We start from the raw sequence: 23,762 nt of genomic DNA, 5'->3' as shown, positions 1-23,762 counted from the left end.
AGCGGCCGGCGCTCAGTCCTGCGCTGCCGGCGTTTCCGCCGCGCCCTCGCCGGCCGGGCGTTCGCCCGCCGGGTCGGCGACCGGGGCGGCGCTGGCCTCGCCCTCGCCGTCCTCCTCGTCCAGCGAGGCGTCCACGCGCTCGATGGTCTGCAGGGTCTCGCCTTCGGACAGGCGCATCAGGGTCACGCCCTGAGTGTTGCGGCCGACCTGCGAGATCTCCGCCGCACGCGTGCGCACCAGGGTGCCGCCGTCGGAGATCATCAGCACCTCGTGGTGGTCGCTGAGCTGGATCGCGCCGACCAGGGTGCCGTTGCGCTCGTTGGTCTTGAGCGCGATCACGCCCTGGGTGCCGCGACCCTTGCGCGGATAGTCGCCGACCGGCGTGCGCTTGCCGTAGCCGCGCTCGCTGGCGGTGAGGATGTCGCCGTCGCCTTCGACCACGACCAGGCTCACCACGTAGGTGCCGCTGTCGTTCGGCGCATCGGTCGCGTCGGCATCGCCCTCGGCCGCCGCCGCGTCCTCGCCCTCGGTTTCCGCCGCCGAGGCCGCGAGCAGGCGCATGCCGCGCACGCCGCTGGCGGTGCGGCCCATCGGCCGCACGGTCGACTCGGCGAAGCGCGCCGCGCGGCCGTTGGAGGCGAACAGCATCACGTCGCACTCGCCGTTGGTCAGGGCCACGTCGACCAGCGCGTCGCTGTCGTCGAGGTTGATCGCGATCTTGCCGCGCGCGAGCTTGAACGCGAACTCGGTCAGCGGGGTCTTCTTGACCCGGCCGTTGCGGGTGGCGAAGAACACGAAGTGGTCCTCGTCGTACTCGCGCACCGGCAGCACCGCCTGCACCTGCTCGCCGGCTTCCAGCGCCAGCCAGTTGATGATCGGGCGGCCGCGCGCGTTCGGGCCGGCTTCGGGCAGCTGGTGCACCGGCAGCCAGAACACCCGGCCGGTGCTGGTGAAGGTCAGCAAGGTGTCGTGGGTGTTGACCAGCCACAACTTGTCGATGAAGTCCTCGTCCTTGGTCGCGGCCGCGTTGCGGCCCTTGCCGCCGCGCTTCTGCGCGCGATACGCGCTGACCGGCTGGCGCTTGGCGTAGCCGGCGTGCGAGAGCGTCACCACCACGTCTTCCGGCGCGATCAGGTCGAGAATGTCGAGGTCTTCCTCGCTGGCGCGGATCTCGCTGCGGCGCTCGTCGCCGAACTCTTCCTTGAGGTTGCGCAGTTCGGTGCGGATCACCTCGAGCAGCACGTCGGGATTTTCCAGGATCTCGATCAGGCCGCGGATCGCCTCGAGCAGTTGGCGGTATTCCTCGGTGAGCTTTTCCTGCTCCAGGCCGGTCAGGCGGTGCAGGCGCATTTCCAGGATCTGGTTGGCCTGGACCTCGGTCAGCTGGTAGCGGCCGTCGTGCAGGCCCACGCCGGCCGGCAGGTCTTCCGGACGCGAGGCTTCGGCGCCGGCGGCCTGCAGCAGCGCGCCGACCAGGCCCGGTTCCCAGGTCTTGGCCAGCATGCGCTCGCGCGCTTCGTTCGGGTTCGCCGAGGTCTTGATCAGCTCGATCATCTCGTCGATGTTGGCGAGCGCGACCGTCAGGCCTTCCAAGATGTGCGCGCGCTGGCGCGCCTTGCGCAGTTCGAAGATGGTGCGGCGGGTCACCACCTCGCGGCGGTGGCGCACGAACGCTTCCAGCACCTGCTTGAGCGTCAGCAACTGCGGCCGGCCGTCGACCAGGGCGACCATGTTGATGCCGAACACCGACTCCATCTGCGTCTGCTGATAGAGGTTGTTGAGCACCACTTCGGCCGCTTCGCCGCGCTTGACCTCGATGAAGATGCGCATGCCGTCCTTGTCGGACTCGTCGCGCAGCTCGCTGATGCCTTCCAGGCGCTTTTCCTTGACCAGCTCGGCGATCTTCTCGATCAGCCGCGCCTTGTTGACCTGGTACGGGATCTCGGTGACGACGATCGCCTCGCGGCCGGTGTCCTGGTTGACCTCGATCTCGGCGCGCGCGCGCATGCGCACCCGGCCGCGGCCGGTGCGGTAGGCGGCGACGATGCCGGCGGTGCCGTTGATGATGCCCGCGGTCGGGAAGTCCGGGCCCGGGATGTAGGCCATCAGCCCGTCGACGTCGATCTCCGGCTCGTCGATCAGGGCGATCACCGCGTTGACGACCTCGGTGAGGTTGTGCGGCGGGATGTTGGTCGCCATGCCGACCGCGATGCCGGCCGAACCGTTGACCAGCAGGTGCGGCACCCGCGTGGGCAGCACCGTCGGCTCGAGTTCCTTCTCGTCGTAGTTGGGCTGGAAATCGACGGTTTCCTTGTCGATGTCGGCGAGCAGTTCGTGGGTCAGGCGCGTCATGCGCGCCTCGGTGTATCGCATCGCCGCGGCGTCGTCGCCGTCGACCGAGCCGAAGTTGCCCTGGCCGTCGACCAGCAGGTAGCGCAGCGAGAACGGCTGGGCCATGCGTACCAGGGTGTCGTACACCGACTGGTCGCCGTGCGGGTGGTACTTACCGATGACGTCGCCGACGATGCGCGCGGACTTGACGTGCGGCTTGTTGGCGTGGGTGCCGAGCTCGTTCATCGCGTACAGGACGCGGCGGTGCACGGGCTTGAGGCCGTCGCGGACGTCGGGGAGCGCGCGCCCCACGATCACGCTCATCGCGTAATCGAGGTAGCTGCGGCGCATCTCGTCCTCGAGATTGACCTGGATGATTTCCTTGGCGAGTTCGGCCATCAGGGTTCCGTTGCTGCGTACAGTGATTCGGACGCCCCCGCGCGAACGGGGCCGCCGTTCCCGCGGGAACGACGACAGAACCGACACGACAAACCCACCGGAAACACGAGCCCGGCGGGCCTGTCCTGCAGCTCGCTAGGGGCGGCATCAAAGAGACACGCGACTATAGCACAAAACCGCTTTCGCATGGGCCCGATTCCCACGCAGAAACAAGCACTTGGCGGAGTTTTTCAGCTGCGCTGCAACATCCGCGGCGGGCCTTGCGCGCGGGCGGCCCGCGGCGTCCGTCGCGGGCGCGGCAAAACCCGCTTTCCGATCCCGATCGCGCGCCCTCGCCCGCAGTCGCGACCCGCTCCCGCGGCGCCCGCGCGCGGCGCGTCCAGGCGCCCGGGGAAACGGGCTCAGGTGTCGTAGTCGCCACTGTCCCAGGGCTCGAAGAAGGCCATGTAATCGCCCGGCTGCAGGCTGATCGAGAGCGGCTCGCCCTCGTCTTCCGGCCAGTTCGGGATCAGGCCGAACTCGACGCCGAAGCGCGTCAGCGAGAACGGCGCGATCTCGATCCGGTCGAATTCGATCTCGCCGAGCTCGGCCAGGCGCTGCTCGTAGACGCGGTTGCGCGCCTCGCGGTCCATCCCCGCGCGCGGCCCGAACTCGTCGATGCGCGCCTCCAACAGCGCGCCGGCGGCGTCGAACAGGTACAGCGCGACGAACTCGTTGCCGGCCGCGCCCTGCAGCGCGCCGGCGAAGGGCGTGGTCAGGAAGAACTGGCGTCCGTCGGCGAGCCGGCCGACGTGTTCGGCGTGGTAGTCGTCGTGATCGATCGCGATCAGCGCGGGCAGCTCGGGGCGGTCGGGCATCGTCCTGTTCCTTGGAAACGCAGAGCTGGCGCGCGTCCGGCGCGCCGTCGGCGCGCGGGCGTCAGCCGGCGGAAAACGCCTCGCGCATCGCCGCCGCATCCGGGCGTTCGATCACCCCGCGCTCGGTGACGATGGCGTCGATCAATTCGTGCGGGGTCACGTCGAACACCGGATTCCAGGCCCCGACCCGCTCGGCCGCGGTGCGCGCGCCGCCGACGGCGAACAGTTCGCCCGGGTCGCGTTCCTCGATCTCGATCAGCTCGCCGGACGCGGTGTCCATGTCCACGGTCGAGGACGGCGCCACCACCATGAACTTGACCCCGTGGTGGCGCGCGGCGATGGCGAGCTGGTAAGTGCCGATCTTGTTGGCGGTGTCGCCGTTGGCGCAGATGCGGTCGGCGCCGACGATCACCCAGCCCACCTGCCCGCTCTTCATCAGGTGCGAGGCGGCCGAATCGGCGATCAGGGTCGGGTCGATGCCGTCCTGCTCCAGTTCCCACACGGTCAGGCGCGCGCCCTGCAGCCACGGCCGGGTCTCGCCGGCGAACACGCGCTCGATCCGGCCCTGGGCGACGCCGGCGCGGATCACGCCGAGCGCGGTGCCGAAGCCGGCGGTGGCCAGCGAGCCGGTGTTGCAGTGGGTCAGCACGCCGCGGCCGGGTTCGATCAGGGCCGCGCCGAGCGCGCCCATGCGGCGGTTGGCGGCCAGGTCTTCCTCGGCGATGGCCTGGGCCTCGCGTTCCAGCACCTCGCGCCAATCGGCGCCGGTCCCGTCCAGCGCGCGGCGCATGCGCGCCAGCGCCCAGGCCAGGTTGACCGCGGTCGGGCGCGCGGCGTTGAGCCGCTGCAACGCCGGCTCGATCGCCGCCAGCGCCTGCGCGCCGTCGGCCGCCTCGACCGCGCGCGCGGCCAGCACCGCGCCCCAGGCCGCGGCGATGCCGATCGCCGGGGCGCCGCGCACGGTCAGCGCGTGGATCGCCGCGGCGACTTCGTCGCTGTCGGCGCAGCTCACGTACTCCACCGCGAACGGCAGCTTGCGCTGGTCGAGCAACTCCAGGGCCTGCCCGGTCCAGCGGATCGGGCGGATGCGGTCGTAGCGGTCGAAATCGATGGCGTCGTTCATGGCGGCAAGTTTAGCGGATGCGTGTGTCGGTCTCGAAACTTCGGGCGTTGCCGCCGTCTGGAAAAACAGCGTCGGGCCTGAAGGCCCTCCCACAAGAGCGACGGCCCGGCACCGGGCCGGGCTTTTGTGGGAGGGCCTTCAGGCCCGACGCCGTTCGATCCGGTACGAGAATCCCCCAAACGAAAACGCCCCGGCCTTGCAGCCGGGGCGTTGTCTCGATCGATTCGTTCCGCGCGCCGATCAGTTGACCTGGAACCGCCCGCGGCAACCGTTGGACACCCACACGCCGTTGCGGTCCCAGCCCCAGGTCTGGCCCTCGATGCACGGCGAACCCGAGCTCTGGCGGATCAGTCGCGCATCGCGACGGATGGTCACGTTGCAGCGCTGCTGGCGGTTGTTGTTGGAATCGCAGCTGATTTCCTGGCCGCGACCCCAGCCGCCGCCGTTGTTGCCGTTCCAGCCGCCGTTGCCGTTGCCGCCGCCCCAGCCGCCGCGGCCGGCCACGAACTCGGCGCGACAGCCGTTGCTGACCCACACCTCGCCCTGGCGCGAGCCCCAGCTCTGGCCCTCGATGCACGAGGAGCTCGACAGCTGGCGCTGCAGGCGCGCGCGGTTGCCGTTGATCGGGCAGGTGCGCATGCGGCCGCCGTCGGATTCGCAGCGCACCACGTCGCCGCCGCTGCCGCCGTTCCAACCGCCGTTGTTGCCGCCGCCCCAACCGCCGCCGCGGCCCAGATCGAACTCGGCGCGGCAGCCCTCGGACACCCACACGCCGTTGCGGTCGTAACCCCAGCTGCGGCCCTGGATGCACGAGGAGCTCGACAGCTGGCGCGACAGGCGCACGCCGCCGCGGGTGTCGGCGTTGCAGCGGCGGTAGCGGCCGCTGTCGGATTCGCAGCGGATCGAACCGCCGTCGCCACCGTAGTCGTTGTATTGCGGCGCGGCCTGGGCAGCGCCCGCGGCGCCCAGGCCGAGGGCGAGGGTCAGGCCGGCGGTGGAAAGCATGCGTGCGGACATGTTCGGGCTCCTTGTCGTGATCGGTTTTGCGGAGGACTCTAGCGTTGCCCGCTTAACGCCAGTTCAAGATTTCGCGTCGCGGACGAAGTCGACTGCGAATGCCCAAGAAGCATTCATCGCGTGCTTATTGTTAAACGATTACATGCGACCGCCTCCGCCGTTTGTCGCATGACTTACGACCTATCGACAGTCGCCGCGCACCGACCGATCCGGCCCCATTGCGCAGACTTGCGCGCGCGGCGGACTCGCGCAGCCGCCGGGTCAGCCGCCGCCGTTGCCGCGATAGTCCAGCTCGAACTCGGCGCGGCAACCGCCTTCGACCCACACGCCATGCGCATCGAAGCCCCAGCTGCGGCCTTCCACGCATTCGGTCTTGGACAATTGCTTGACCATGCGCACACCCGAGCCGGTGTCGCCATCGCAGCGGCGCGCGCGGCGGTCGAGGGATTCGCACTTGATCAGCTTGCGGCCGTCATCGGTCGCCGCCGCCGCCGCGGGTTGGTCCTCGGGCTGCGCGCCGAGCAGGCGGAATTCGCCGCGGCAACCGCCGGCGACCCACACGCCGCTGCGGTCGGTGCCCCAGGTCTGGTTGCGCAGGCAGGGTTGCTTGGACAGTTGCTGGGCCAGGGCCACGCCGTCCTCGCTACGCGCCGGGCAATGGTTCCAGCGCCCGCCGAGCGACTCACACTTGATCACGCGCGCGCCGCGGGTGCTGTCGGCGCCGCTGCCGCCGCGACCGAGCAGGAAATCGGCCGCGCAACCTTGCGCCACCCACACGCCGCCGCGATCGGCGCCCCAGCTGGTGCCTTCCACGCAAGGCTTGCCCGAAGTGCGCCGGACCAGGCGCACGCCGCCGCGGGTATCGGCCGGGCAACGCACGGTCTCCTCGCCTTCGGAAGCGCAACGCAACAGGTTGCCGCCGTACAGCCGCTCGCCCGCGGGCTCGGCCGTTGCCGGCACCGCGAAGGCCGCGCTGGCGCCCGCCGCAGCGGTCAACGCGCACAGGCGAATCGCGGCTTTCAGACTACCCATGCATGGCCCCCTGCGACTGGTGCCATCACTCTAACCGCGAACCGTGAACTTGCAACGAAAAACCCCCACCCGGCCGATCCAGGCAGGCGCAGCGTTCACCGCGGTCAAGCGAGCGTGAAGTCGAACGCCAGCACGTCGGCGATGTGCGCGGTATCGAGCATCGCCATCAGCAACCGATCCATGCCCAGGGCGACGCCGGCGCAATCGGGAAAACCGGACGCGAGCGCCGCCAGCAAGGCCTCGTCGCGCGGCGGCGACGCGGCGCCGCGCTGCGCGCGTACGCCGCGATCGCGATCGAAACGCGCGCCCTGCTCGGCCGCATCGGCCAACTCGTGATAGCCGTTGGCCAACTCCAGCGATCCCAGGTACAACTCGAAGCGCTCGGCCACGGCGAAGCCGTCGGCGTCCTCGCGCACCCGCGCCAACGCGCATTGCGAGGCCGGGTAATCGCGCACGGCCAACATCTCGTCGCGGCCGAACTGCGGCTGCAGGCGATGGGTCATCAACAGGTCGAGCCAGTCGTCGCGGTTCAACCCGTCCGGATCGATCACCACGTCGCCGAGCGCGGCGCGCAGTTGCGCCTCGTCGGCGGTGAACGGATCCAAACCGAGGCGCTCGCGATACAACTCGCGATAAGCGACCTCGCGCAGCGACGCCTCGCGCCCGACCAGGGCCAGCGCCGCGCGCACCAGCGCGGCGGTTTCGCCGATCAGGCGGCGATGGTCCCAGCCGAGCCGATACCATTCGAGCATGGTGAATTCGGGGTTGTGGCGGCCGCCGGCCTCGCCGTCGCGGAACACCCGGCCGAGTTCGTAGCAATCGCCGAAACCGGCGGCGAGCAGGCGCTTGAGCGGGAACTCCGGCGAGGTGCGCAGCCAGCGCGTGCGCGGCGCGCCGTCGGTGCGGCCGCTGAATTCCAGCGCGAACGAAGCGATGTTCGGGTCGGTGTTGCCGGCGCGCGACAGCACCGGGGTTTCCACTTCGGTCGCGCCGCGCTCGGCGAAGAACGCGCGCACCGATGCGTTCAGGCGCGCGCGCAGGCGCAGCGCCTCGAATCCGGCCGACGGCCGCCAGCCCGCATCCGCCGTCGCCGCGCTCATTCGTGTTCGGCCAGGAACGCCAGCAGCTTCGCCTCGTCCCACACCTCGACGCCGAGTTCCTGCGCCTTGGCCAGCTTGGAACCGGCATCGCTGCCGGCGACGACGAAACCGGTCTTCTTGGACACGCTGCCGGAGACCTTGGCGCCGAGCTTTTCCAGGCGTTCCTTGGCTTCGTCGCGGCTCATCGCGTCCAGGCCGCCGGTCAGCACCGCGGTCTTGCCGTCCAGCGGCCCGCCCGCCGCGGGCGCGGCCGACGCCGCCGGCGTCAGCGCGTCCAGCCGCGCCAGCGCCTCGCCGACCCGGGACAGCAGCTGCGCGTTCTCGTCCACGCTCAACCACGAGGCCAGCGCCTGCGCGCTTTCCGCCGGCAGGCCCGCGGTGACGTAGGCATGCTCCGGCGCGTCGAGCAGTTTCTGCGCGTCGCCGAACGCGGCGGCGAGTTGGTCGGCGCGGATCCTGGTGACCTTGGGAATCTCCATGTCGACCAGCAGCGTCGCCAAGTTGAGGCCGTCGCGCAGCTTGGCCGACGGCGGATGCGGCTCGCCGGCGCGCACGCCGCGCGCGAGCAGGTCGTCGATCACCTGCTGGTTGCCCGGCTGGTCGAAGAAATGGCCGAGCGCGCGCGCGACTTCGCCGCCGACATCGGGCAGGCGCTTGAACACCGGCCACGGCAGGCGCCGGATCAGCGCCAGGTCGCCCAGCCACGCCGACAGCGCCTTGGCCGTGCTTTCGCCGACGTGCTGGATGCCGAGCGCGAACAGGAACCGCTCCAGCGTGGTGTCGCGGCTGCGGTCGATGGCCTCGATCAGGTTCTCGGCCCATTTGGTCGCGACCTTGCCGGCCTTGACCGTTTCGGGGGTGGTGCCGTCGCGCTCGTCGGCGCGGCGCTTCATTTCCAGCAGATCGTCGAGTTCGAGCTTGTACAGGTCGGCGACCGACTGCACATAGCCCAGGTCCGACAGGTCCTCGATGTAGCGATCGCCCAGGCCTTCGATGTCCATCGCCCGGCGCGAAGCGAAGTGGCCGACGGCCTGCTTGCGCTGCGCGGCGCAGGTGAGGCCGCCGGAGCAGCGCCACACCACCCCGTCCTCTTCGCGCAGGATCTCCGAGCCGCATACCGGGCAGTGCTCGGGCATGCGCCACTGCGGCGCGTCGGGCGCGCGGTACTCGGGCACCACCCGCGCCACTTCGGGAATCACGTCGCCGGCGCGGCGCACGATCACCGTATCGCCGATGCGCACGTCCAGGCGCGCGATCTGGTCGGCGTTGTGCAGGGTCGCGTTGGTGACCACCACGCCGGCCACCTGCACCGGCTTGAGCCGCGCCACCGGCGTGGCCGCGCCGGTGCGGCCGATCTGGATGTCGATGCCTTCCAGCACCGTGGTCTGCTCCTGGGCCGGGAACTTGTGCGCGATCGCCCAACGCGGCGCGCGCGAGACGAAGCCCATCTCGCGCTGGCCGGCATAATCGTCGAGCTTGTAGACCACGCCGTCGATGTCGAACGGCAGCGAATCGCGCTTGGCGCCCATCTGCCGGTAGTAGCCGAGCAGGCCGTCGGTGCCGGCGACCACGCCGCTTTCGGCGCTGACCGGGAAGCCCCACTCGCGCAGTCGCTTCAGCGTGGCCGAGTGGCTGGCCGGCAACGCGTAATCCTCGGCGACCACGCCGACGGCGTAGGCGTAGAACGCCAACGGCCGCTGCGCGGTGATGCGCGGATCGAGCTGGCGCAGCGAGCCGGCCGCGCCGTTGCGCGGATTGGCCAGGATCTTGCCGCCCTCGGCGATGGCCTTCTCGTTGTAGGCCTTGAACGCGGCCAGCGGCATGTACACCTCGCCGCGCACTTCCAGCAGCGCCGGCCAGTCGCCGCCGCGCAGCTTCATCGGAATGGCCTTGACCGTGCGCAGGTTGGCGGTGACGTCCTCTCCGGTGGCGCCGTCGCCGCGGGTCGCGCCCTGGACGAAGGCGCCGTTCTCGTAGCGCAGGCTGATCGCCAGGCCGTCGAGCTTGGGTTCGACCGAGAACTCGGGATCGTCGCGGTCCAGCCGCTCGGCGATCCGGCGCACGAAGTCGGCGACCTCCTCGTCGCTGAAGGCGTTGCCCAGCGACAGCATCGGCACCGCGTGGCGGACCTGCGCGAACTGGCCCGAGGGCGAGCTGCCCACGCGCTGGGTCGGCGAATCGGCCGAGGCCAGCGCCGGATGCGCGGCCTCCAGCGCCTCGAGTTCGCGCAGCAGGCGGTCGTAGTCGGCATCGGCCAGGGTCGGGTCGTCGAGGACGTAGTAGCGGTAGTTGGCGTCTTCGAGTTGGGCGCGCAGTTCGGCGGCGCGCTGCGCGGCTTGGTCCGCGGTGTTGTTCGGGGTCACGGGTCGGCGTCCTGGCGCGGCGATGGCGGCATTTTGAACGGGAATCGCACAATTGTGGATGATCGAAGTCGCCCGTGATGCGACGTCGCGGCCTGGAGCCCCTGTAGACGCGGCGCGAGCCGCGACTGCGCCAATCCGATTACGGCGCAAGCCGGAAGCCCGGTGCTCGGCCAGGACGGCGATGGCGAAGATTCGACGTGGTTGCGTTGGCGCAGTCGCGGCTCGCGCCGCTCTTACAAAGGACTACGGCCAGAACGACGACGCCCCACCGAAGCGGGGCGTCAGGCTCACCAACGCGTCGGCTTGCTCAGCGGCGGCGCTTCGCGCTGGCGGTCGTAGGCGCGCAACTCGTCGCGCAAGTGGGCGATGCGCTGGCGGCCCAGGGCGTTGCGCTGTTCGTCCAGGACCACCGCGTCGAGCAGTTCGGCCATGCGCTGGGCGGTCGGCAGCATGGTTTCCCAGGCGTCGAGCGCCGGCACCGGCGCCGGCAGGGTCAGGAAGAACGCGATCGCCGGGGTCTCCAGCGCCTGGATCTGGGCCATGTCGAAGCTGCCGGGCTTCATGATGTTGGCCACGCTGAACACCGGGCCGCGCTCGGGATGGCCCTCGACCAGACGGTGGTAGACGCCCATGTGGCCGTAGACCAGGCCGGCCTTCTCGGCCGCGACCACGATGTCCGGACCGTGCAGCTTCTGGCCCGCGCGCGCGGCCAGGTACAGGGTCACGATCTTGTCGAACTCGTCGCTGACGCGCCGGCCCAGTTCGCTGGTTGCGGCGTTGGCGCCGCCTTCCAGGGTGCGGTCGAACAGCTCCAGTTCGGCCTGGCTGGTGGCCTCGCCGACCGGCTGGCCGCCCGCGCCCAGTTCGTTCTCGATCTGCTCGCCCAGGCTCGGCTCCTGGCGCGCCGCCGGCTTGCGTTCGCCGCCGCGCGCCTCGTCCTCGCGGGCGATGCGCTTGCCCTGGCCGCTCTTGCGCGGTCGGCCGAAGAACACGATCGCGACGATCAGGATCAGGCCGGCGATCAGGATGCCGATCCTCATCAGGGTCACGTCGGACATTCGGTTGCTCCTTTTGGTGCTGGAAATCGGAAGTGGGGAATCGGGAATCGTCGGAGCGCGATGCGGTCGTTCGATTCTCTAGTCGGCGTTCCGATCCTGGGTTGATCTTGTACGGGAATCGCGAATCGAGAGATAGAGAATCGTTAAGACGCGTCGGTGCCGCTCGAACGACTCGCGATTCTCCATGCCCGCTGCCGGCGAGCGCGGCGGACTTACGCGGCGCCGGCCAGGCGCGTCGCCTCGGCCAGGTCGACCGACACCAGCCGGCTCACGCCCGGCTCGCGCATGGTCACGCCCGACAGTTGCTGCGCGGCTTCCATCGTCGCCTTGTTGTGGCTCACGAACAGGAACTGTACCTGCTCGCTCATCTCGCTGACCATCGCGGTGAAGCGACCGACGTTGGCTTCGTCGAGCGGCGCGTCGACCTCGTCGAGCAGGCAGAACGGCGCCGGGTTCAAGCGGAAGATCGCGAACACCAGCGCCACCGCGGTCATCGCCTTCTCGCCGCCGGACAGCAGCGAGATGTTGGACACGCGCTTGCCCGGCGGCCGCGCCATGATCGCCACGCCGGTGTCGAGCAGGTCCTCGCCGGTGAGCTCCAGGTAAGCGTGACCGCCGCCGAACAGGCGCGGGTACAACTCCTGCACGCCGGAATTGACCCGGTCGAAGGTGTCCTTGAAACGGCCGCGGGTCTCGCGGTCGATCTTGCGGATCGCCTCTTCCAGGGTCTCCAGCGCGGTGGTCAGGTCGGTGTTCTGCGCATCCAGATAATCCTTGCGCTGCGCGGCTTCGGCGTGCTCGGCGATCGCCGCCAGGTTGACCGGTTCGAGCCGGCGCAGCTTGTTGTCGAGGTCGGCGACGGCGCGTTCCCAGGTCTGCGGATCGGCGTCTTCCTCGAGCGCGTCGACCACGTCCTGCAGCACCGCGCCGGCTTCGGCGATGGCTTCGGTCAGGGTCTCGGCCTTGAGCACCAGCGCCTGCTGTTCCAGCCGGCGCTGGCCGATGGCCTCGCGCTGTTGCAGCGCCTGTTCGTCGCGCTGCTGGCGGGTCTGCTCGAACTTGCGCAGGTCGTTGTCGATCCCGTCCAGCGCGCTGCGCGCGCCGGTCAGGTCCTGCTCGGCAATCACCCGCTGCTCCAGCGCGACCTGGCGCTGCTGTTCGAGGTCCTGCACCGGCCGGTCGCCGTCGCTGAGCTGGGCGGTCAGTTCGCCCAGGCGGGTGTCGAGCTGGCCGCGCTGGCCGCCCATGCGCTGCAGGGTCTGGGCCAGGCCGGCGATCTGCGCGCGCTGGGTTTCCAGGCTCAGCACCAGGGCATGGGACGCGTCGCGCGATTCGCGCGCCATGGTCCGCGCCGAATCGCGCGCCTCGAACAGGCGGCTGCGCTCGGCTTCCAGGCGCTGGCGCTGGTCTTCCAGCTCGCCCATGCGCTCGACCGCCGTTTCCTGGCGCAGGCGCGCCTCGCGCGCCTGTTCGTTGCCGGCGTCGAGCGCGATCAGCAGTTGTTCCAGGTCGGCGTCGATCTTGTCGATGCGGTTGCGCGCCTGGTCCAACCGGCCCTGGTGGCTCTGCAACTGGCCGGCCAGCTCGGACACGCTGCGGTGGGCCATGTACAGCGAGCGCTGCGCGTCTTCGCGGTGCTGTTCGGCGGCCAGGGCGCGGTCGCGCAACTGGATCTGGCCCTGCTCGAGCTCGCGCTCGCGCTCCTGCAGTTCTTCGATCTCCGCGCGCAGGGTCTGGATCTCGCGCTCGCGCAGCAAGGCGCCCTGCTTGGCCGCGCCGGAGCGCAGCACCCGCAGCCAGCCGGCGCCGAGGCGCTCGCCGTTGCGGGTGATCACGGTGTCCTCGGGGCCCAGTTGCGCGACCAGCGCGCGCGCCGCGGCGAGGTCGTCGGCACCGTGCAGGCGCGCGAGCAGGCGCCGGATCGCGGCCGGGCCCTGCACCTTCGACGCCAGCGAGGTCGGCGCATAGGTCGCGCCGTCGCGTTCGGGCGAGACCAGCGTCAGGCGGCCCTCGCCGAGTTCGCCGATGGCGTCGACCAGCGCTTCGGGCGCCTCCACCAGCACGCCCTCGATGAGCTGGCCGAGCGCGCTTTCCACCGCGTTCTCCCAGCCCGCCTCCACGCTCAACGCTTCGCCGACGCGCTGCGCCGAATCCAGCCCGCGCGCCTTGAGCCAGCTCAGCGCCGCGCCCTGCTCCTGGCCGAGCGCGGCGTGTTGCAGGGTTTCCAGCGACGACAGGCGGCCGCGCGAGGTCTGCGCCTGCTTGCGCACCTCGGCCAGCTGGTTCTGGGTCGAACGCTGCTGTTCCTGCAGGTCGGCGAGCGAGCCCTTACGGTTTTCCAGTTCTTCGGTGAGGCTGTCCAGCGATTCCTTCTGCAGGTCGTGCTGGCTCTGCAATTGTTCGAACGCCGCGGCCAGGGCGGCGACGTCGAGGCCGGAGCGCTCGCTCGCCAGCGCTTCGCGGCGACGGTCGGCGTCGAGGGTCTGGCGGTCCAGGCCCTCGATCCGGGTGCGCTCGACTTCGGCCGCGCGCGCGGCTTCGGACTGCTCGCGGCTGTGGCCGTCCCAGCGCTGCTGCCAGTCCTGCAGCTTGGCCTCGGCGTCGCGCAGCGCGTCCTGGCGGGCTTCGTCGTCTTCGCGCAGCGCCTCCAGGCGCGGCTCGGCGTCGGCGACCGCGGCCATCAGCACGTCCAGCCGCGCCTGGTCGCTGCCGATGTGCTCGCCGATCTCCTCCAATTGCGCCAGCGCTTCCTCGCGCGCCTTGCGCAGGCGCCCGGACAGGTCGCGCTGGTGCTGGATCTGCTGTTCGATCCGCGCCAGCGCGCCGCCGACTTCGTAGCTGGCGGCCTGCGCCTTGTTCAAGGCCTCGGCCGCTTCCTCGCGGCGCACGCGCCCGGTCTCCAACTCGCGCTCGGCCTCGCGCTGTTCGGCGATGAGCTGCTGCAGGCGGGTTTCCTGCTGCGAGAGTTTCTCGCGCTGGGCCTGCAACTTCTGATCGAGCGCGCGGTATTCCAGCGCCTTCCACTCCACGTCCTTGACCTTGCGCTCGGCCTGGATCGCCTGGTACTGCTCGGCCTGGCGCGCCTGCCGGCGCAGGTGTTCGAGCTGCTTGCCGACTTCCTCGCGCAGGTCGTTCAGGCGGTCGAGGTTCTCGCGGGTGTGGCGGATGCGGGTCTCGGTTTCCTTGCGCCGTTCCTTGTACTTGGAGATGCCGGCGGCTTCTTCCAGGTAGACGCGCAGTTCCTCGGGCTTGGCCTCGATGACTTGCGAGATCATGCCCTGCTCGATGATCGAATAGCTGCGCGGCCCCAGGCCGGTGCCGAGGAACAGGTCGGTGATGTCGCGGCGGCGGCACTTGGCGCCGTTGAGGTAGTACTGGTTGACGCTGTCGCGGCTGACCGTGCGCTTGACCGAAATCTCGTTGAACGCGCCGTATTCGCCGGTGATGGTGTGGTCGGAGTTGTCGAAGATCAGCTCGACCATGGCCTGCGACACCGGCTTGCGCGCGGAGGAACCGGCGAAGATCACGTCGGTCAGCGAGTCGCCGCGCAGCCGGCTGGCCGAGCTCTCGCCCATCACCCAGCGCACCGCGTCGATGATGTTCGACTTGCCGCAGCCGTTGGGACCGACGACGCCGGTCATGTTGGTGGGCAGGTGCAGCGTGGTCGGGTCGACGAAGGACTTGAAACCGGACAGCTTGATCGTGGACAGACGCATGCGGCGTTGGGGCCTCTGGACGGCGGACGCGGCCGTGGAAATTAGGTTAGGCAGTGCGGGCAAGCGATTGAATCTGCTGGGCCCGGCGCAGCGTTTGGCCGCGCCTGCCTGGGAGTATAGCGGGCCGGCGCCGAGCCCGCCGTGGACGCCCGGCCCGGGCCGCGGTCGCGCTTCGCGTTCAGCCCGCGGCGGCGGTCGCGGCGCGGCTACTAATTCGATAGTTGACAGCCCCGGAAGCGGCGTGCTCCGATGTCTCTACTAACGAACTCGTTGTAGTTCGAACCCGTTGTAGTTCGAACCTGTTGTTTCGAACCCGTCGCAGTCCGGGCAAGCCGTGGTCCGGGCACGCCCGCCGCCGTCCTTTCACCGGTAGATCGCCATGGCCCGTCCCTCCTCTCCCACCCCGACCCCGTCCGAACAGGCGATCCTGGAAGTGCTGTGGGACCGCGGCGAAGCCTCGGTGCGCGAGGTCGCCGACACGCTCTCGCAGCACAAGCCGGTCGCCTACACGACCGTGCTGACCACGTTCAACGTACTGGCCAAGAAGGGCTTCGTGACCCATCGCCAGGAAGGCCGCGCCTTCGTCTACCGCGCCGCGATCAGCCGCGAGCAGGCGCGCCGGCAGGCCCTGGACCAGTTGCTGCTGCGCTTCTTCGAGGGCTCGCCGAACCTGCTGGCGCAGCACCTGCTCGACCAGGACGAGGTCGGACGCGACGAGCTCAAGGCCTTGCGGGCCAAGGTCGAGGCGGCCAAGCAGCGGGGGAACGGCTGATGGAGACCCTGTCCGAATCGCTGATCCGCGCCGTGCCGACGCTGATCGGCCTGCATTTGCTGCAGGCGGCGGTGTTGCTGGCCATGGCCATCGCGTTCGCGCGGCTGCGCGCGCTCGATGCGGAACTGCGCTCGTGGCTGCTGCTGGCGCTGTTCGCGCTGGCGGCCCTGGCGCCGCTGGCGAGCCTGCTGCCGGGCGCGCCCTCGCCGGTGTTCGGCGCGCCCGCGCACAGCTTCTCGCCGCATCCCGAGGAAGGCCCGGCGCCGGACGAGGCGATCTACAACGCCGGCCAGCGCGCGGACATGCTGTACCTGGAGATCCCGCGTTCGCTGCCCGGCGCGCTGGCGCTGGCCTGGGCGCTGGGCGCGTTGTGGCAGCTGATGCGCCTGGTCGAAGGCGCGCGCCACGCGCGCCGCCTGCGCCGCGGCGCGCGGCCGGCGCCGGCGCTGGAAGCGCTGCTGGCGCGCGAGCTGCCGCCGCGCACGCGCATCGCCACCACCGCGGTCGACGGCCCGATGGTGGTCGGCCTGCTGCGCCCCACCGTGCTGCTGCCGCGGCCGTTGAGCGAGCGCCTCGAGGCCGACGCGCTGCGCGACATCCTGCGCCACGAATTCGCCCACATCCGCCGCGGCGACCTGTGGTCGGCGGCGGCGGTACAGCTGGCGCGCGCGGCCTTCTGGTGGAACCCGTTCCTCGGCGCGCTGCAATCGCGCCTGGACCTGGCCCGCGAGATGGCCTGCGACGCGCGCGCCGCCGCGAGCGGCTCGGGCGTGTACTTCGCCGGCTCGCTGATCGACAGCGCCGAGGTCCTGCTGGAACTCGGCGAACGGCCCGAACCGCTGGCGGTGGCGATGCTGCAACGGCGCAGCCACCTGGCCCAGCGCATCGACGGCCTGCTCGCCGCCTTTCCCGCCGGCGCGCCCGGTCGCCGCCGCCTCGCCGCCGGCGGATGCGCGGCGGCGCTGGCCGCGTTCGCCGGCCTGTGCATCGCCGGCGCCCCGCGCCTGTCGCTGCCCGCGCCCACCGCCGAACCCCGCGCCGACGTGGTCGCCCTGCTCGCCGCCGCGCGCCGCGGCGACAGCGCCGAGGCGCGGCGGCTGGTGCGCGCCGGCGCCGACATCGACGCGCGGGTGATCGGCGACGGCACCGCGCTGATCGAAGCGGTGCGCGCGCGCAACCTCGCCACCGTCGACGCGCTGCTGGCGCTCGGCGCCGACCCGGACCGGGCCGCGCTCGGCGAAGGCAATCCGCTGATCGTGGCGGCCGAGCTCGGCGCCCAGCCGATCGTCGCGCGGCTGGTCCTGGCCGGCGCCGACGTCAACCGGGTGGTGACCTACGACGAGACCCCGCTGATCAACGCCGCCCGCGAAGGCCATCTGGAGACCGTGCAGTACCTGGTCGCGCACGGCGCCGACGTCAACCTCGGCGTGGTCGCCGACGGCTGGCTGGGACGCTGGCGCTCGCCGCTGAACCAGGCCGCCGACCCGCGCGTGCGCGCCTACCTGATCGAACACGGAGCCGTCGCCGGCCGGCCCTGAGCGCCGCCCGCCGCGGCCCCGCCTTCCACCGCTGCGCCATTGCGAGCGCGGGCCGTCTCGGCCCGCCGCGGGGGCCGCTTGCGCCTGCTTTTCGATGGTTGTCCCCGCCCGTTTCGATTTTCCCTCGCCCGTCACCAGCAATCGCCCCTCGCCCGCCGCCGCGCCGCACTAACAGCCCACAAGGACGATCCGATGAAATCCAGCCTGCTCGCCTGCACCTTCGCGTTCTGCCTGTTCGCCGGCCCCGCCGCGGCGCACACGCCCGCACCGCCGCCGTCCGCGCCCACGGCCGCGCCGGCAACGCGCGATCTCGCCGGCCTCGCCGCGGCGATCGAACGCGGCCTGCGCCCCAGCGTGGTCGCTGCCGGCGAGGCTGTTCCGCGCTGGACGCTGCAGCAGCGCATGGCCCATCACAAGGTCCCCGGCGTCGCCATCGCCCTGGTCCAGGACGGCCAGCCGGTCTACGCGGTCGGCTACGGCGTGCGCGCGGCCGGCAGCGCCGAGGCGATCGACGCCGACACGCTGTTCTCGGTCGGCTCGGTCAGCAAGATGATCACCGCGGCGACCACGCTGCGCCTGGTCGCGCAAGGCCGGCTCGACCTGGACCGCGACGTCGGCGACTACCTCAAGTCGTGGCGGATCCCGCCCGCGCCGGCCATCGCCGACCCGCGCGTGACCCTGCGCATGCTGCTGTCGCATACCTCCGGCCTCAACGTGCACGGCTTCGAGGACTACCAGCCCGGCGAAGCCCTGCCGACGCTGCTGCAGACCCTCGACGGAAAGCCGCCGGCCAAGAATCCGCCGATCCGGCTGCAGTACCCGCCGGGCACGCGCATGGATTACTCCGGCGGCGGGATCATGGTCGAGCAGCAGATCGTCGAGGACGTCGCCGGCCAGCCGCTGGAAGCGGTGGCGCGCGCGCAGGTGTTTGAGCCGGCGGGCATGCGCCGCAGCAGCTTCGACAACCCATTGCCGGCCAGCCGCGGCAACATCGCCCACGCCCACGACCGCAACGGCGCGCGCACCGCCTTGCCGCGCGGCTGGGAGAGCTTTCCCGAACAGGGCGCCTCGGGCCTGTGGACCAGCGCGCGCGATCTCGGCGGCTTCGTCGCCGCGCTGCTGCGCAGCCGCCGCGGCGACGGCCTGCTGCCGCCCGCGCTGTTCGCCGAGATGACCACCGCGGTATCGCCCGGCAGGCGCGGGCTGGGCCCGGAACTGGCCGGCGCCGGCGTCGCCCGGCGCTTCTTCCACAACGGCAGCAACGACAGCTACCACGCCGGCATCGAGGGGTATCCGCAGACCGGCTTCGGCTTCGTCATCCTCACCAACGGCGCCAACGGCAGCGCGCTGCGCGGCGAAATCCGCAACGCGATCTCCGACGCGCTCGGCGACGGGGTCAAGCCGCCGATCCGCACCGTCGCCGCGGACGCCGCCGCACCGGGCTGGGCCGACTACGCCGGCACCTACCGGCTCGACCCGGCGGTGCCGATGGATGTGCGCGGCGCGCTCGCCGACTGGTTCGACTACGACGCGCTGACCATCGAAACAGCCGCCGACGCGCTGTTGCTGCGCCTGCCGGATGAGGCCGATGCCAAGCTGCGGGCGCTGGGACCGACCCGCTTCCTCGGCGCCGGCGCGGCCAACAGCGCGGAGCTGGAGTTCCACCGCGATGCGCATGGCGCGGTCCGGGCGCTCAGCGTGATCGCCGGCGATGCGCATGCCTACTACCGCCGCCAACCCGCGCAGCCGGCGCGCGCGGACGGGCGTGCCGCCACGCCGTAACCGCGCGCCGGACGGCGGCGCGCGCGCGGTCCGCGCACAGGCCTCGCGCGCGCCGTGGTAAATAGGGGCGGCCCGCCTTCCACGCGATTCCGCCAGGACCGCCGCCTACCCGCCCATGAGCCGACCGCGCGCTGCCAACCCGACCCGCAAGGCCGGCGAACACCTGACCATGGCCGACCTGGCCGAGCTGGCCGGGGTCTCGGCGATCACCGTCTCGCGCGCATTGCGCGACAGCCCGCTGGTCAATCCCGAGACCCGCCAGCGAATCAAGGAGCTGGCCGAGCGCCAGGGCTACCAGTTCAACATCAGCGCGCGCAACCTGCGCCTGCGCCGCAGCATGACCGTGGCGGTGGTGGTGGAAATGAAGCCCACGGTCGAGCGGCAGATGTCCGGGCCGTATCCGCTGGACCTGCTCGGCGGCATCAGCCAGGAGCTGACTTCGGCCGGTTACAGCGTGCTGCTGACCTCGCTGCAGGGCGGCGCGCTGCCCAGCGTGCAGGCCGCCGACGGAGTGATCCTGCTCGGCCAGGGCGCGCACGAGGACGCGATGCACGAAGTGCGCCGCTGGGGCCGGCCGATGGTGGTGTGGGGCGCGGTCAGCCGGCACGAATCGCAGGTGGTGGTCGGCAGCGACAACCAGCGCGGCGGCAAGCTCGCCGCCGAGCGCTTCCTGGCGCTGGGCCGGCGCCGGCCGGTGTTCCTCGGCGACGACGCCCACGGCGAATTCGCCGAACGCCTGCTCGGCTTCCGCGAGGCCCTGCGCGGCCACGGCATCGAACCGCTGACCCCGACCGTGGCCAACTTCACCGTCAGCGCCGGCGCCCAGGCCGTGCACGCCCTGCTCGACCAACACCCGCAATTCGACGCCCTGTTCGCCGCCAGCGACCTGCTCGCGATCGGCGCGATCCGCGCCCTGATCGAACGCGGCCGGCGCGTGCCCGAGGACGTGTCGGTGATCGGCTACGACGACACCCCGCTGGGCGCGACCTACCTGCCGCCGCTGACCTCGATCCACCAGAACTTCGTCGACGCCGGCGTACTGTTGGCGCGCAAGGTGCTGGCCTTGATCGAAGGCGAGCCGGCGGCGTCGGAGATCCTGCCGACGCATCTGGTCGCGCGGGTGACCTGAGCCCGACGGCGCGGCTGCTCGCGCCGGACGCGGGCCTGGCTGTTGCGTCGGCACTAAGGGTTCCGCCGTAATTGCATTGGCGCGGTCGCGGCTCGCGCCGCTCCCACAAAAGCCGCGGGCTCGCCCTGTAGGAGCGGTGCGAGCCGCGACCGCGGACCGGCCGGTCGCGTCGAAAGCAGGTCTGCCCGTTGCGTCGGCACCGAGGGTTCCGCCGTAGATGCACTGGCGCGGTCGCGGCTCGCGCCGCTCCTACAGGGCGCTTCGCGGCCGCGCAGTTCTTGCTGCGTTGCAGCGACGCACGGCCTAGGGGAAAGGCCGGTTCGCGCATCGCCGCAATCGGCCAAGTCACTGATTCAGCAAGCTTGGTCCGCGCGTCCAGGGCTCAGATGCTGGCCGCGGACAGGCCGCGCCCAGGTCGATTGTTATCGGTAACTTGACATCGATAACAATCAATCACTACGGTCCGCTTCCATCGAAGCCGCAGCGTCCTGCGGCCCCGCTTGCAGGCCTTGACGCGTGACCGTTCAGATCCCCGCTTCCGCTGTGCTTCCCTCTTCCGCCAAGCCGGACCCCTGGCGCTTGCGCCGCAGCGGCCTGGATCCGGCGCGCGCGCGCCGCGACGAAACCCTGTTCGCGTTGGCGAATGGTTCGCTCGGCGTACGCGGCGGGTTGGAAGAGGCCGATGGCGGCAGCGACGGCAGCTTCCTGGCCGCAGTCTACGAACAGCACCCGATCCACTACCACGAACGCTTCACCGGTTTCCCACGCCACACCGATACCCGCCTGCCGGTCGCCGACGGCCAGCGCATCGCGGTGTTCCTCGGCGACGAACGGCTGCGGCCGGCGCCGCAGGACGCGTTCGAACGCGAACTGGATTTGCGCCAGGGCCGCTCGTCGCGCCGCAGCGTATTGCGCAACGCCGCCGGCGCGACGGTGGAGATCCACGCCGAACGCGTGCTGCCGTTCGACAGCGGCGTGGCCGGCGTCGACTTGCTGGCGATCCGCTACCGCGTGGTGTCGCTCGATTACAGCGGCGCGCTGAGCCTGGCCTCGGCGATCGAATGCGGCCATGAAGCCGCCGCGCAAGGCGACGATCCGCGCATCGGCGTGGCCTCGGCCGAAGGCCTGCGGTTGTTGGCGCGACAGGCCGACGAGCGCGGCGCGCACGTGGTCCAGGCCACCCGCCGCAGCGGCGTGCGCGTGGTCGCCCGCCAGGCGCATCGCGCCGACGGCCTGCGATTCGACGGCGCCGACGTCGGCGAGGAACGCGTGGCCCAGCGCTACGGCGCGCAGTTGCGGCCGGGCGAGTCGGTAACGCTGGAAAAATTCGTCGCCTACGCCAGCGACCGCGACCCGCACGCCACCGACCTGCCCGCCGGCGCCGCGCTGGCGCTGCAGCAGGCGCAGGCCGAGGGCTTCGACGCCATCGCCGCGCGCCAGGCGCAAGCGCTGGCGCGGTTCTGGGACGGCGCCGACCTGGCCATCGCCGGCGACGCCGGCTCCGAGCAGGCGCTGCGCTTCAACCTGTTCCACCTGCTGCAATCGGCCGGCCGCAACGGCATCGACGGCACCGCCGCCAAGGGCCTCACCGGCGAGGGCTACGAAGGCCATTATTTCTGGGACACCGAGGCCTTCATGCTGCCGGTGATGGCCTACACCGCGCCGGACGTCGCGCGCGCGATGCTGCACGCGCGCTTCCTCGCGCTGGAACCGGCGCGCCGGCATGCGCGCGAGATGAACCACGCGCACGGCGCGCTGTTCCCCTGGCGCACCATCGCTGGCGGCGAATGTTCGGCGCATTACCCGTCCGGTTCGGCGGCCTACCACATCAACGCCGCGGTGGCCTACGGCATCGGCCTGTACCTCGACGCCAGCGGCGATCTCGACTTCCTCGCCGACTTCGGCGCCGAAATGCTGTTCGAGACCGCGCGCATCTGGCCGCAGGTCGGCCACTTCAATCCGCGCCGCGGCGGCGCATTCTGCATTCACGACGTGACCGGCCCGGACGAATACACCGCGCTGGTCGACAACAATTTCTATACCAACCGCATGGCGCAGCGGCATCTGCAGCGCGCGGTCGCGGCCTGGGAACAGCTCGGACGCGAGCGTCCGCAGCGCCAGCGCGAACTCGCGCAGCGGCTGCAGTTGGACGCGCACGAAATCGACCTCTGGCGCCGCGCCGCCGAATCGATGTTCCTGCATTACGACGACGCGCTGGGCATCTACGCCCAGGACGACACGTTCCTCGACAAGCCGCGCTGGCCGTTCCCGCCGCGCGAAGGCGAGCACCGGCCGCTGCTGCTGGATTACCACCCGCTCACGCTCTATCGCTACCAGGTCTGCAAGCAGGCCGACGTGGTGATGGGCCTGGTGCTGGCCGGCGACGGCATCCCGGTCGAGGTCAAGCGCCGCAGCTACGACTACTACGCGGCAGTGACCACCCACGACTCGACCCTGTCGGCGTCGGTGTTCGGCATCCTCGCCAGCGAAGTCGGGCATGCGCCGCAGGCCGAGGCGTTCTTCCACGACAACCTGCGCGTGGACCTCGACGATCTGCACGGCAATACCGACCACGGCGTGCACATGGCGGCGCTGGCGGGGACGTGGCTCGGATTGGCCTCGGGCTTCGCCGGCCTGCGCGCCATCGACGGCACGCTGCACTTCGCCCCGACCCTGCCGCAACGCTGGGACGGCTACGCCTTCGGCCTGCGCTGGCAGGGCCGGCGCCTGCGCGTGCAGGTGCGCCGCGACGGCGTCGAATACGCGCTGCTCGACGGCGCGCCGTTGACCATCGTCCATGCCGGCCGACGCATCGAACTGAGCGCGGACGCGCCGCAACGGCAAGCGCTGGCCGTGGCCGACGTCGATGCGCGCGAACGCTTCCCGCGACCGGCCCAGGCGCTGATCTTCGACCTCGACGGCGTGCTGACCGACACCGCACAGACCCACTACCGCGCCTGGAAGCGCATGGCCGACGAGGAAGGCCTGCCGTTCGACCAACAGGTCAACGAGCAGCTCAAGGGCGTGGACCGGATGAGTTCGCTGGAGATCATCCTGCGCCACGCCGGCCGTTCGCTGAGCGCCGAACAGAAGCAGGCGCTGGCCGAACGCAAGAACGGCTATTACGTCGAAGCCATCGCCGAGGTCACCCCGAACGACCTGTTCCCGGGCGTGGCGCGCGTGCTCGAACAGGCGCGCGCGCGCGGGCTCAAGCTCGGCCTGGCCTCGGCCAGCCGCAACGCCGCCGCCCTGCTCGACCGGCTCGGCATCGCCGGGCGCTTCGACTACATCGCCGACGCCGCGCGCATCGATCGCGCCAAGCCCGCGCCGGACATCTTCCTCGACGTCGCCGCCGCGCTCGGCGTGGCGCCGGCGCGGTGCATCGGCATCGAGGACGCCGCCGCCGGCGTGGCCGCGATCAAGTCCGCCGGCATGGCCGCGGTCGGCCTCGGCGACGCGACGACGCTCGCGCAGGCCGACGCCTGCCTCGCCGACATCGCGGCCTTCGACGTAGACGCTTTCGTTTCGCCCTGACCGCGACGGCA

At 71.1% G+C, this 23,762-nt stretch carries 14 protein-coding genes and 1 pseudogene; 6 read left to right on the top strand and 9 right to left on the bottom strand.

Annotation, left to right across the window (positions count from 1 at the left end):
* Positions 1 to 12: 12 nt before the first annotated feature.
* From gyrA to mtnA, 3 genes are all read right to left on the bottom strand, one after another.
* Positions 13 to 2,730 carry a DNA gyrase subunit A gene (gene gyrA / locus JHW41_RS11735; protein WP_057947783.1) on the bottom strand — a complete coding sequence of 906 codons (2,718 nt, stop codon included), beginning with the start codon at positions 2,728 to 2,730 and terminating at the stop codon, positions 13 to 15.
* 401 nt (positions 2,731 to 3,131) lie between these two features.
* A complete protein-coding gene (locus tag JHW41_RS11730; RefSeq protein ID WP_250450119.1) occupies positions 3,132 to 3,587 on the bottom strand; it encodes a hypothetical protein in 456 nt (151 codons plus the stop codon).
* Positions 3,588 to 3,648: 61 nt separating this feature from the next.
* Complete coding sequence (gene mtnA, locus JHW41_RS11725) at positions 3,649 to 4,710, bottom strand: S-methyl-5-thioribose-1-phosphate isomerase (protein ID WP_250450117.1); 1,062 nt, start codon at positions 4,708 to 4,710, stop codon at positions 3,649 to 3,651.
* On the opposite strand from mtnA, the pseudogene JHW41_RS26895 reads away from it, so the two are divergent.
* A pseudogene (locus tag JHW41_RS26895) lies at positions 4,697 to 4,792 on the top strand (hypothetical protein); the annotation flags it as partial. The gene mtnA and the pseudogene JHW41_RS26895 overlap by 14 nt on opposite strands.
* Positions 4,793 to 4,950: 158 nt before the next feature.
* On the opposite strand, the gene JHW41_RS11720 reads toward JHW41_RS26895, so the two are convergent.
* The 6 genes from JHW41_RS11720 to smc all read right to left on the bottom strand — a co-directional run bounded on the left by JHW41_RS11720 (position 4,951) and on the right by smc (position 14,996).
* Entirely contained in the window at positions 4,951 to 5,727 is a 777-nt protein-coding gene (locus tag JHW41_RS11720; RefSeq protein ID WP_057947786.1) for a DUF3011 domain-containing protein, read from the bottom strand.
* Between the two features lie 261 nt (positions 5,728 to 5,988).
* Positions 5,989 to 6,759 (bottom strand): DUF3011 domain-containing protein, encoded by a 771-nt coding sequence (locus tag JHW41_RS11715; RefSeq protein WP_250450114.1) that lies wholly within the window; start codon positions 6,757 to 6,759, stop codon positions 5,989 to 5,991.
* A 104-nt stretch (positions 6,760 to 6,863) separates the two neighbouring features.
* Positions 6,864 to 7,859, bottom strand: a complete 996-nt coding sequence (epmA, locus tag JHW41_RS11710) for an EF-P lysine aminoacylase EpmA (RefSeq protein WP_250450112.1) — start codon at positions 7,857 to 7,859, stop codon at positions 6,864 to 6,866.
* Positions 7,856 to 10,222, bottom strand: a complete 2,367-nt coding sequence (ligA, locus tag JHW41_RS11705; protein ID WP_250450095.1) for an NAD-dependent DNA ligase LigA — start codon at positions 10,220 to 10,222, stop codon at positions 7,856 to 7,858. Before ligA ends, epmA begins: the two co-directional genes overlap by 4 nt.
* 287 nt (positions 10,223 to 10,509) lie before the next feature.
* Entirely contained in the window at positions 10,510 to 11,280 is a 771-nt protein-coding gene (gene zipA / locus JHW41_RS11700) for a cell division protein ZipA (protein ID WP_250450092.1), read from the bottom strand.
* 212 nt (positions 11,281 to 11,492) lie between these two features.
* A complete protein-coding gene (smc, locus tag JHW41_RS11695; RefSeq protein WP_250450090.1) occupies positions 11,493 to 14,996 on the bottom strand; it encodes a chromosome segregation protein SMC in 3,504 nt (1,167 codons plus the stop codon).
* A 379-nt stretch (positions 14,997 to 15,375) separates the two neighbouring features.
* Between smc and JHW41_RS11690 the strand changes: the two genes are divergently transcribed.
* From JHW41_RS11690 to pgmB, 5 genes are all read left to right on the top strand, one after another.
* Complete coding sequence (locus JHW41_RS11690) at positions 15,376 to 15,768, top strand: BlaI/MecI/CopY family transcriptional regulator (RefSeq protein ID WP_250450079.1); 393 nt, start codon at positions 15,376 to 15,378, stop codon at positions 15,766 to 15,768.
* Positions 15,768 to 17,306: a M56 family metallopeptidase gene (locus JHW41_RS11685; RefSeq protein ID WP_250450077.1), complete on the top strand. Its 1,539-nt coding sequence runs from the start codon at positions 15,768 to 15,770 to the stop codon at positions 17,304 to 17,306. The genes JHW41_RS11690 and JHW41_RS11685 overlap by 1 nt, the downstream gene beginning before the upstream one ends.
* 192 nt (positions 17,307 to 17,498) lie before the next feature.
* Complete coding sequence (locus tag JHW41_RS11680) at positions 17,499 to 19,088, top strand: serine hydrolase domain-containing protein (protein ID WP_250450075.1); 1,590 nt, start codon at positions 17,499 to 17,501, stop codon at positions 19,086 to 19,088.
* 115 nt (positions 19,089 to 19,203) lie between these two features.
* A complete protein-coding gene (locus JHW41_RS11675; RefSeq protein ID WP_057947795.1) occupies positions 19,204 to 20,217 on the top strand; it encodes a LacI family DNA-binding transcriptional regulator in 1,014 nt (337 codons plus the stop codon).
* A 543-nt stretch (positions 20,218 to 20,760) separates the two neighbouring features.
* A complete protein-coding gene (pgmB, locus tag JHW41_RS11670; protein ID WP_250450058.1) occupies positions 20,761 to 23,751 on the top strand; it encodes a beta-phosphoglucomutase in 2,991 nt (996 codons plus the stop codon).
* The last annotated feature ends 11 nt before the right edge of the window (positions 23,752 to 23,762 follow it).

It is taken from the genome of Lysobacter enzymogenes (genome assembly GCF_023617245.1).
Taxonomy (GTDB): Bacteria; Pseudomonadota; Gammaproteobacteria; order Xanthomonadales; family Xanthomonadaceae; genus Lysobacter; species Lysobacter yananisis.
This window is presented reverse-complemented; position numbering and strand designations above follow the sequence as displayed.

Bases quoted from the DNA above. Each gene is read 5' to 3' on its own strand.
- smc (WP_250450090.1), bottom strand. From the start codon at position 14,996: ATGCGTCTGTCCACGATCAAGCTGTCCGGTTTCAAGTCCTTCGTCGAC.
- JHW41_RS11715 (WP_250450114.1), bottom strand. From the start codon at position 6,759: ATGGGTAGTCTGAAAGCCGCGATTCGCCTGTGCGCGTTGACCGCTGCG.
- JHW41_RS11730 (WP_250450119.1), bottom strand. From the start codon at position 3,587: ATGCCCGACCGCCCCGAGCTGCCCGCGCTGATCGCGATCGATCACGAC.
- gyrA (WP_057947783.1), bottom strand. From the start codon at position 2,730: ATGGCCGAACTCGCCAAGGAAATCATCCAGGTCAATCTCGAGGACGAG.
- mtnA (WP_250450117.1), bottom strand. From the start codon at position 4,710: ATGAACGACGCCATCGATTTCGACCGCTACGACCGCATCCGCCCGATC.
- zipA (WP_250450092.1), bottom strand. From the start codon at position 11,280: ATGTCCGACGTGACCCTGATGAGGATCGGCATCCTGATCGCCGGCCTG.
- JHW41_RS11680 (WP_250450075.1), top strand. From the start codon at position 17,499: ATGAAATCCAGCCTGCTCGCCTGCACCTTCGCGTTCTGCCTGTTCGCC.
- JHW41_RS11690 (WP_250450079.1), top strand. From the start codon at position 15,376: ATGGCCCGTCCCTCCTCTCCCACCCCGACCCCGTCCGAACAGGCGATC.
- JHW41_RS11675 (WP_057947795.1), top strand. From the start codon at position 19,204: ATGAGCCGACCGCGCGCTGCCAACCCGACCCGCAAGGCCGGCGAACAC.
- JHW41_RS11685 (WP_250450077.1), top strand. From the start codon at position 15,768: ATGGAGACCCTGTCCGAATCGCTGATCCGCGCCGTGCCGACGCTGATC.
- epmA (WP_250450112.1), bottom strand. From the start codon at position 7,859: ATGAGCGCGGCGACGGCGGATGCGGGCTGGCGGCCGTCGGCCGGATTC.
- JHW41_RS11720 (WP_057947786.1), bottom strand. From the start codon at position 5,727: ATGTCCGCACGCATGCTTTCCACCGCCGGCCTGACCCTCGCCCTCGGC.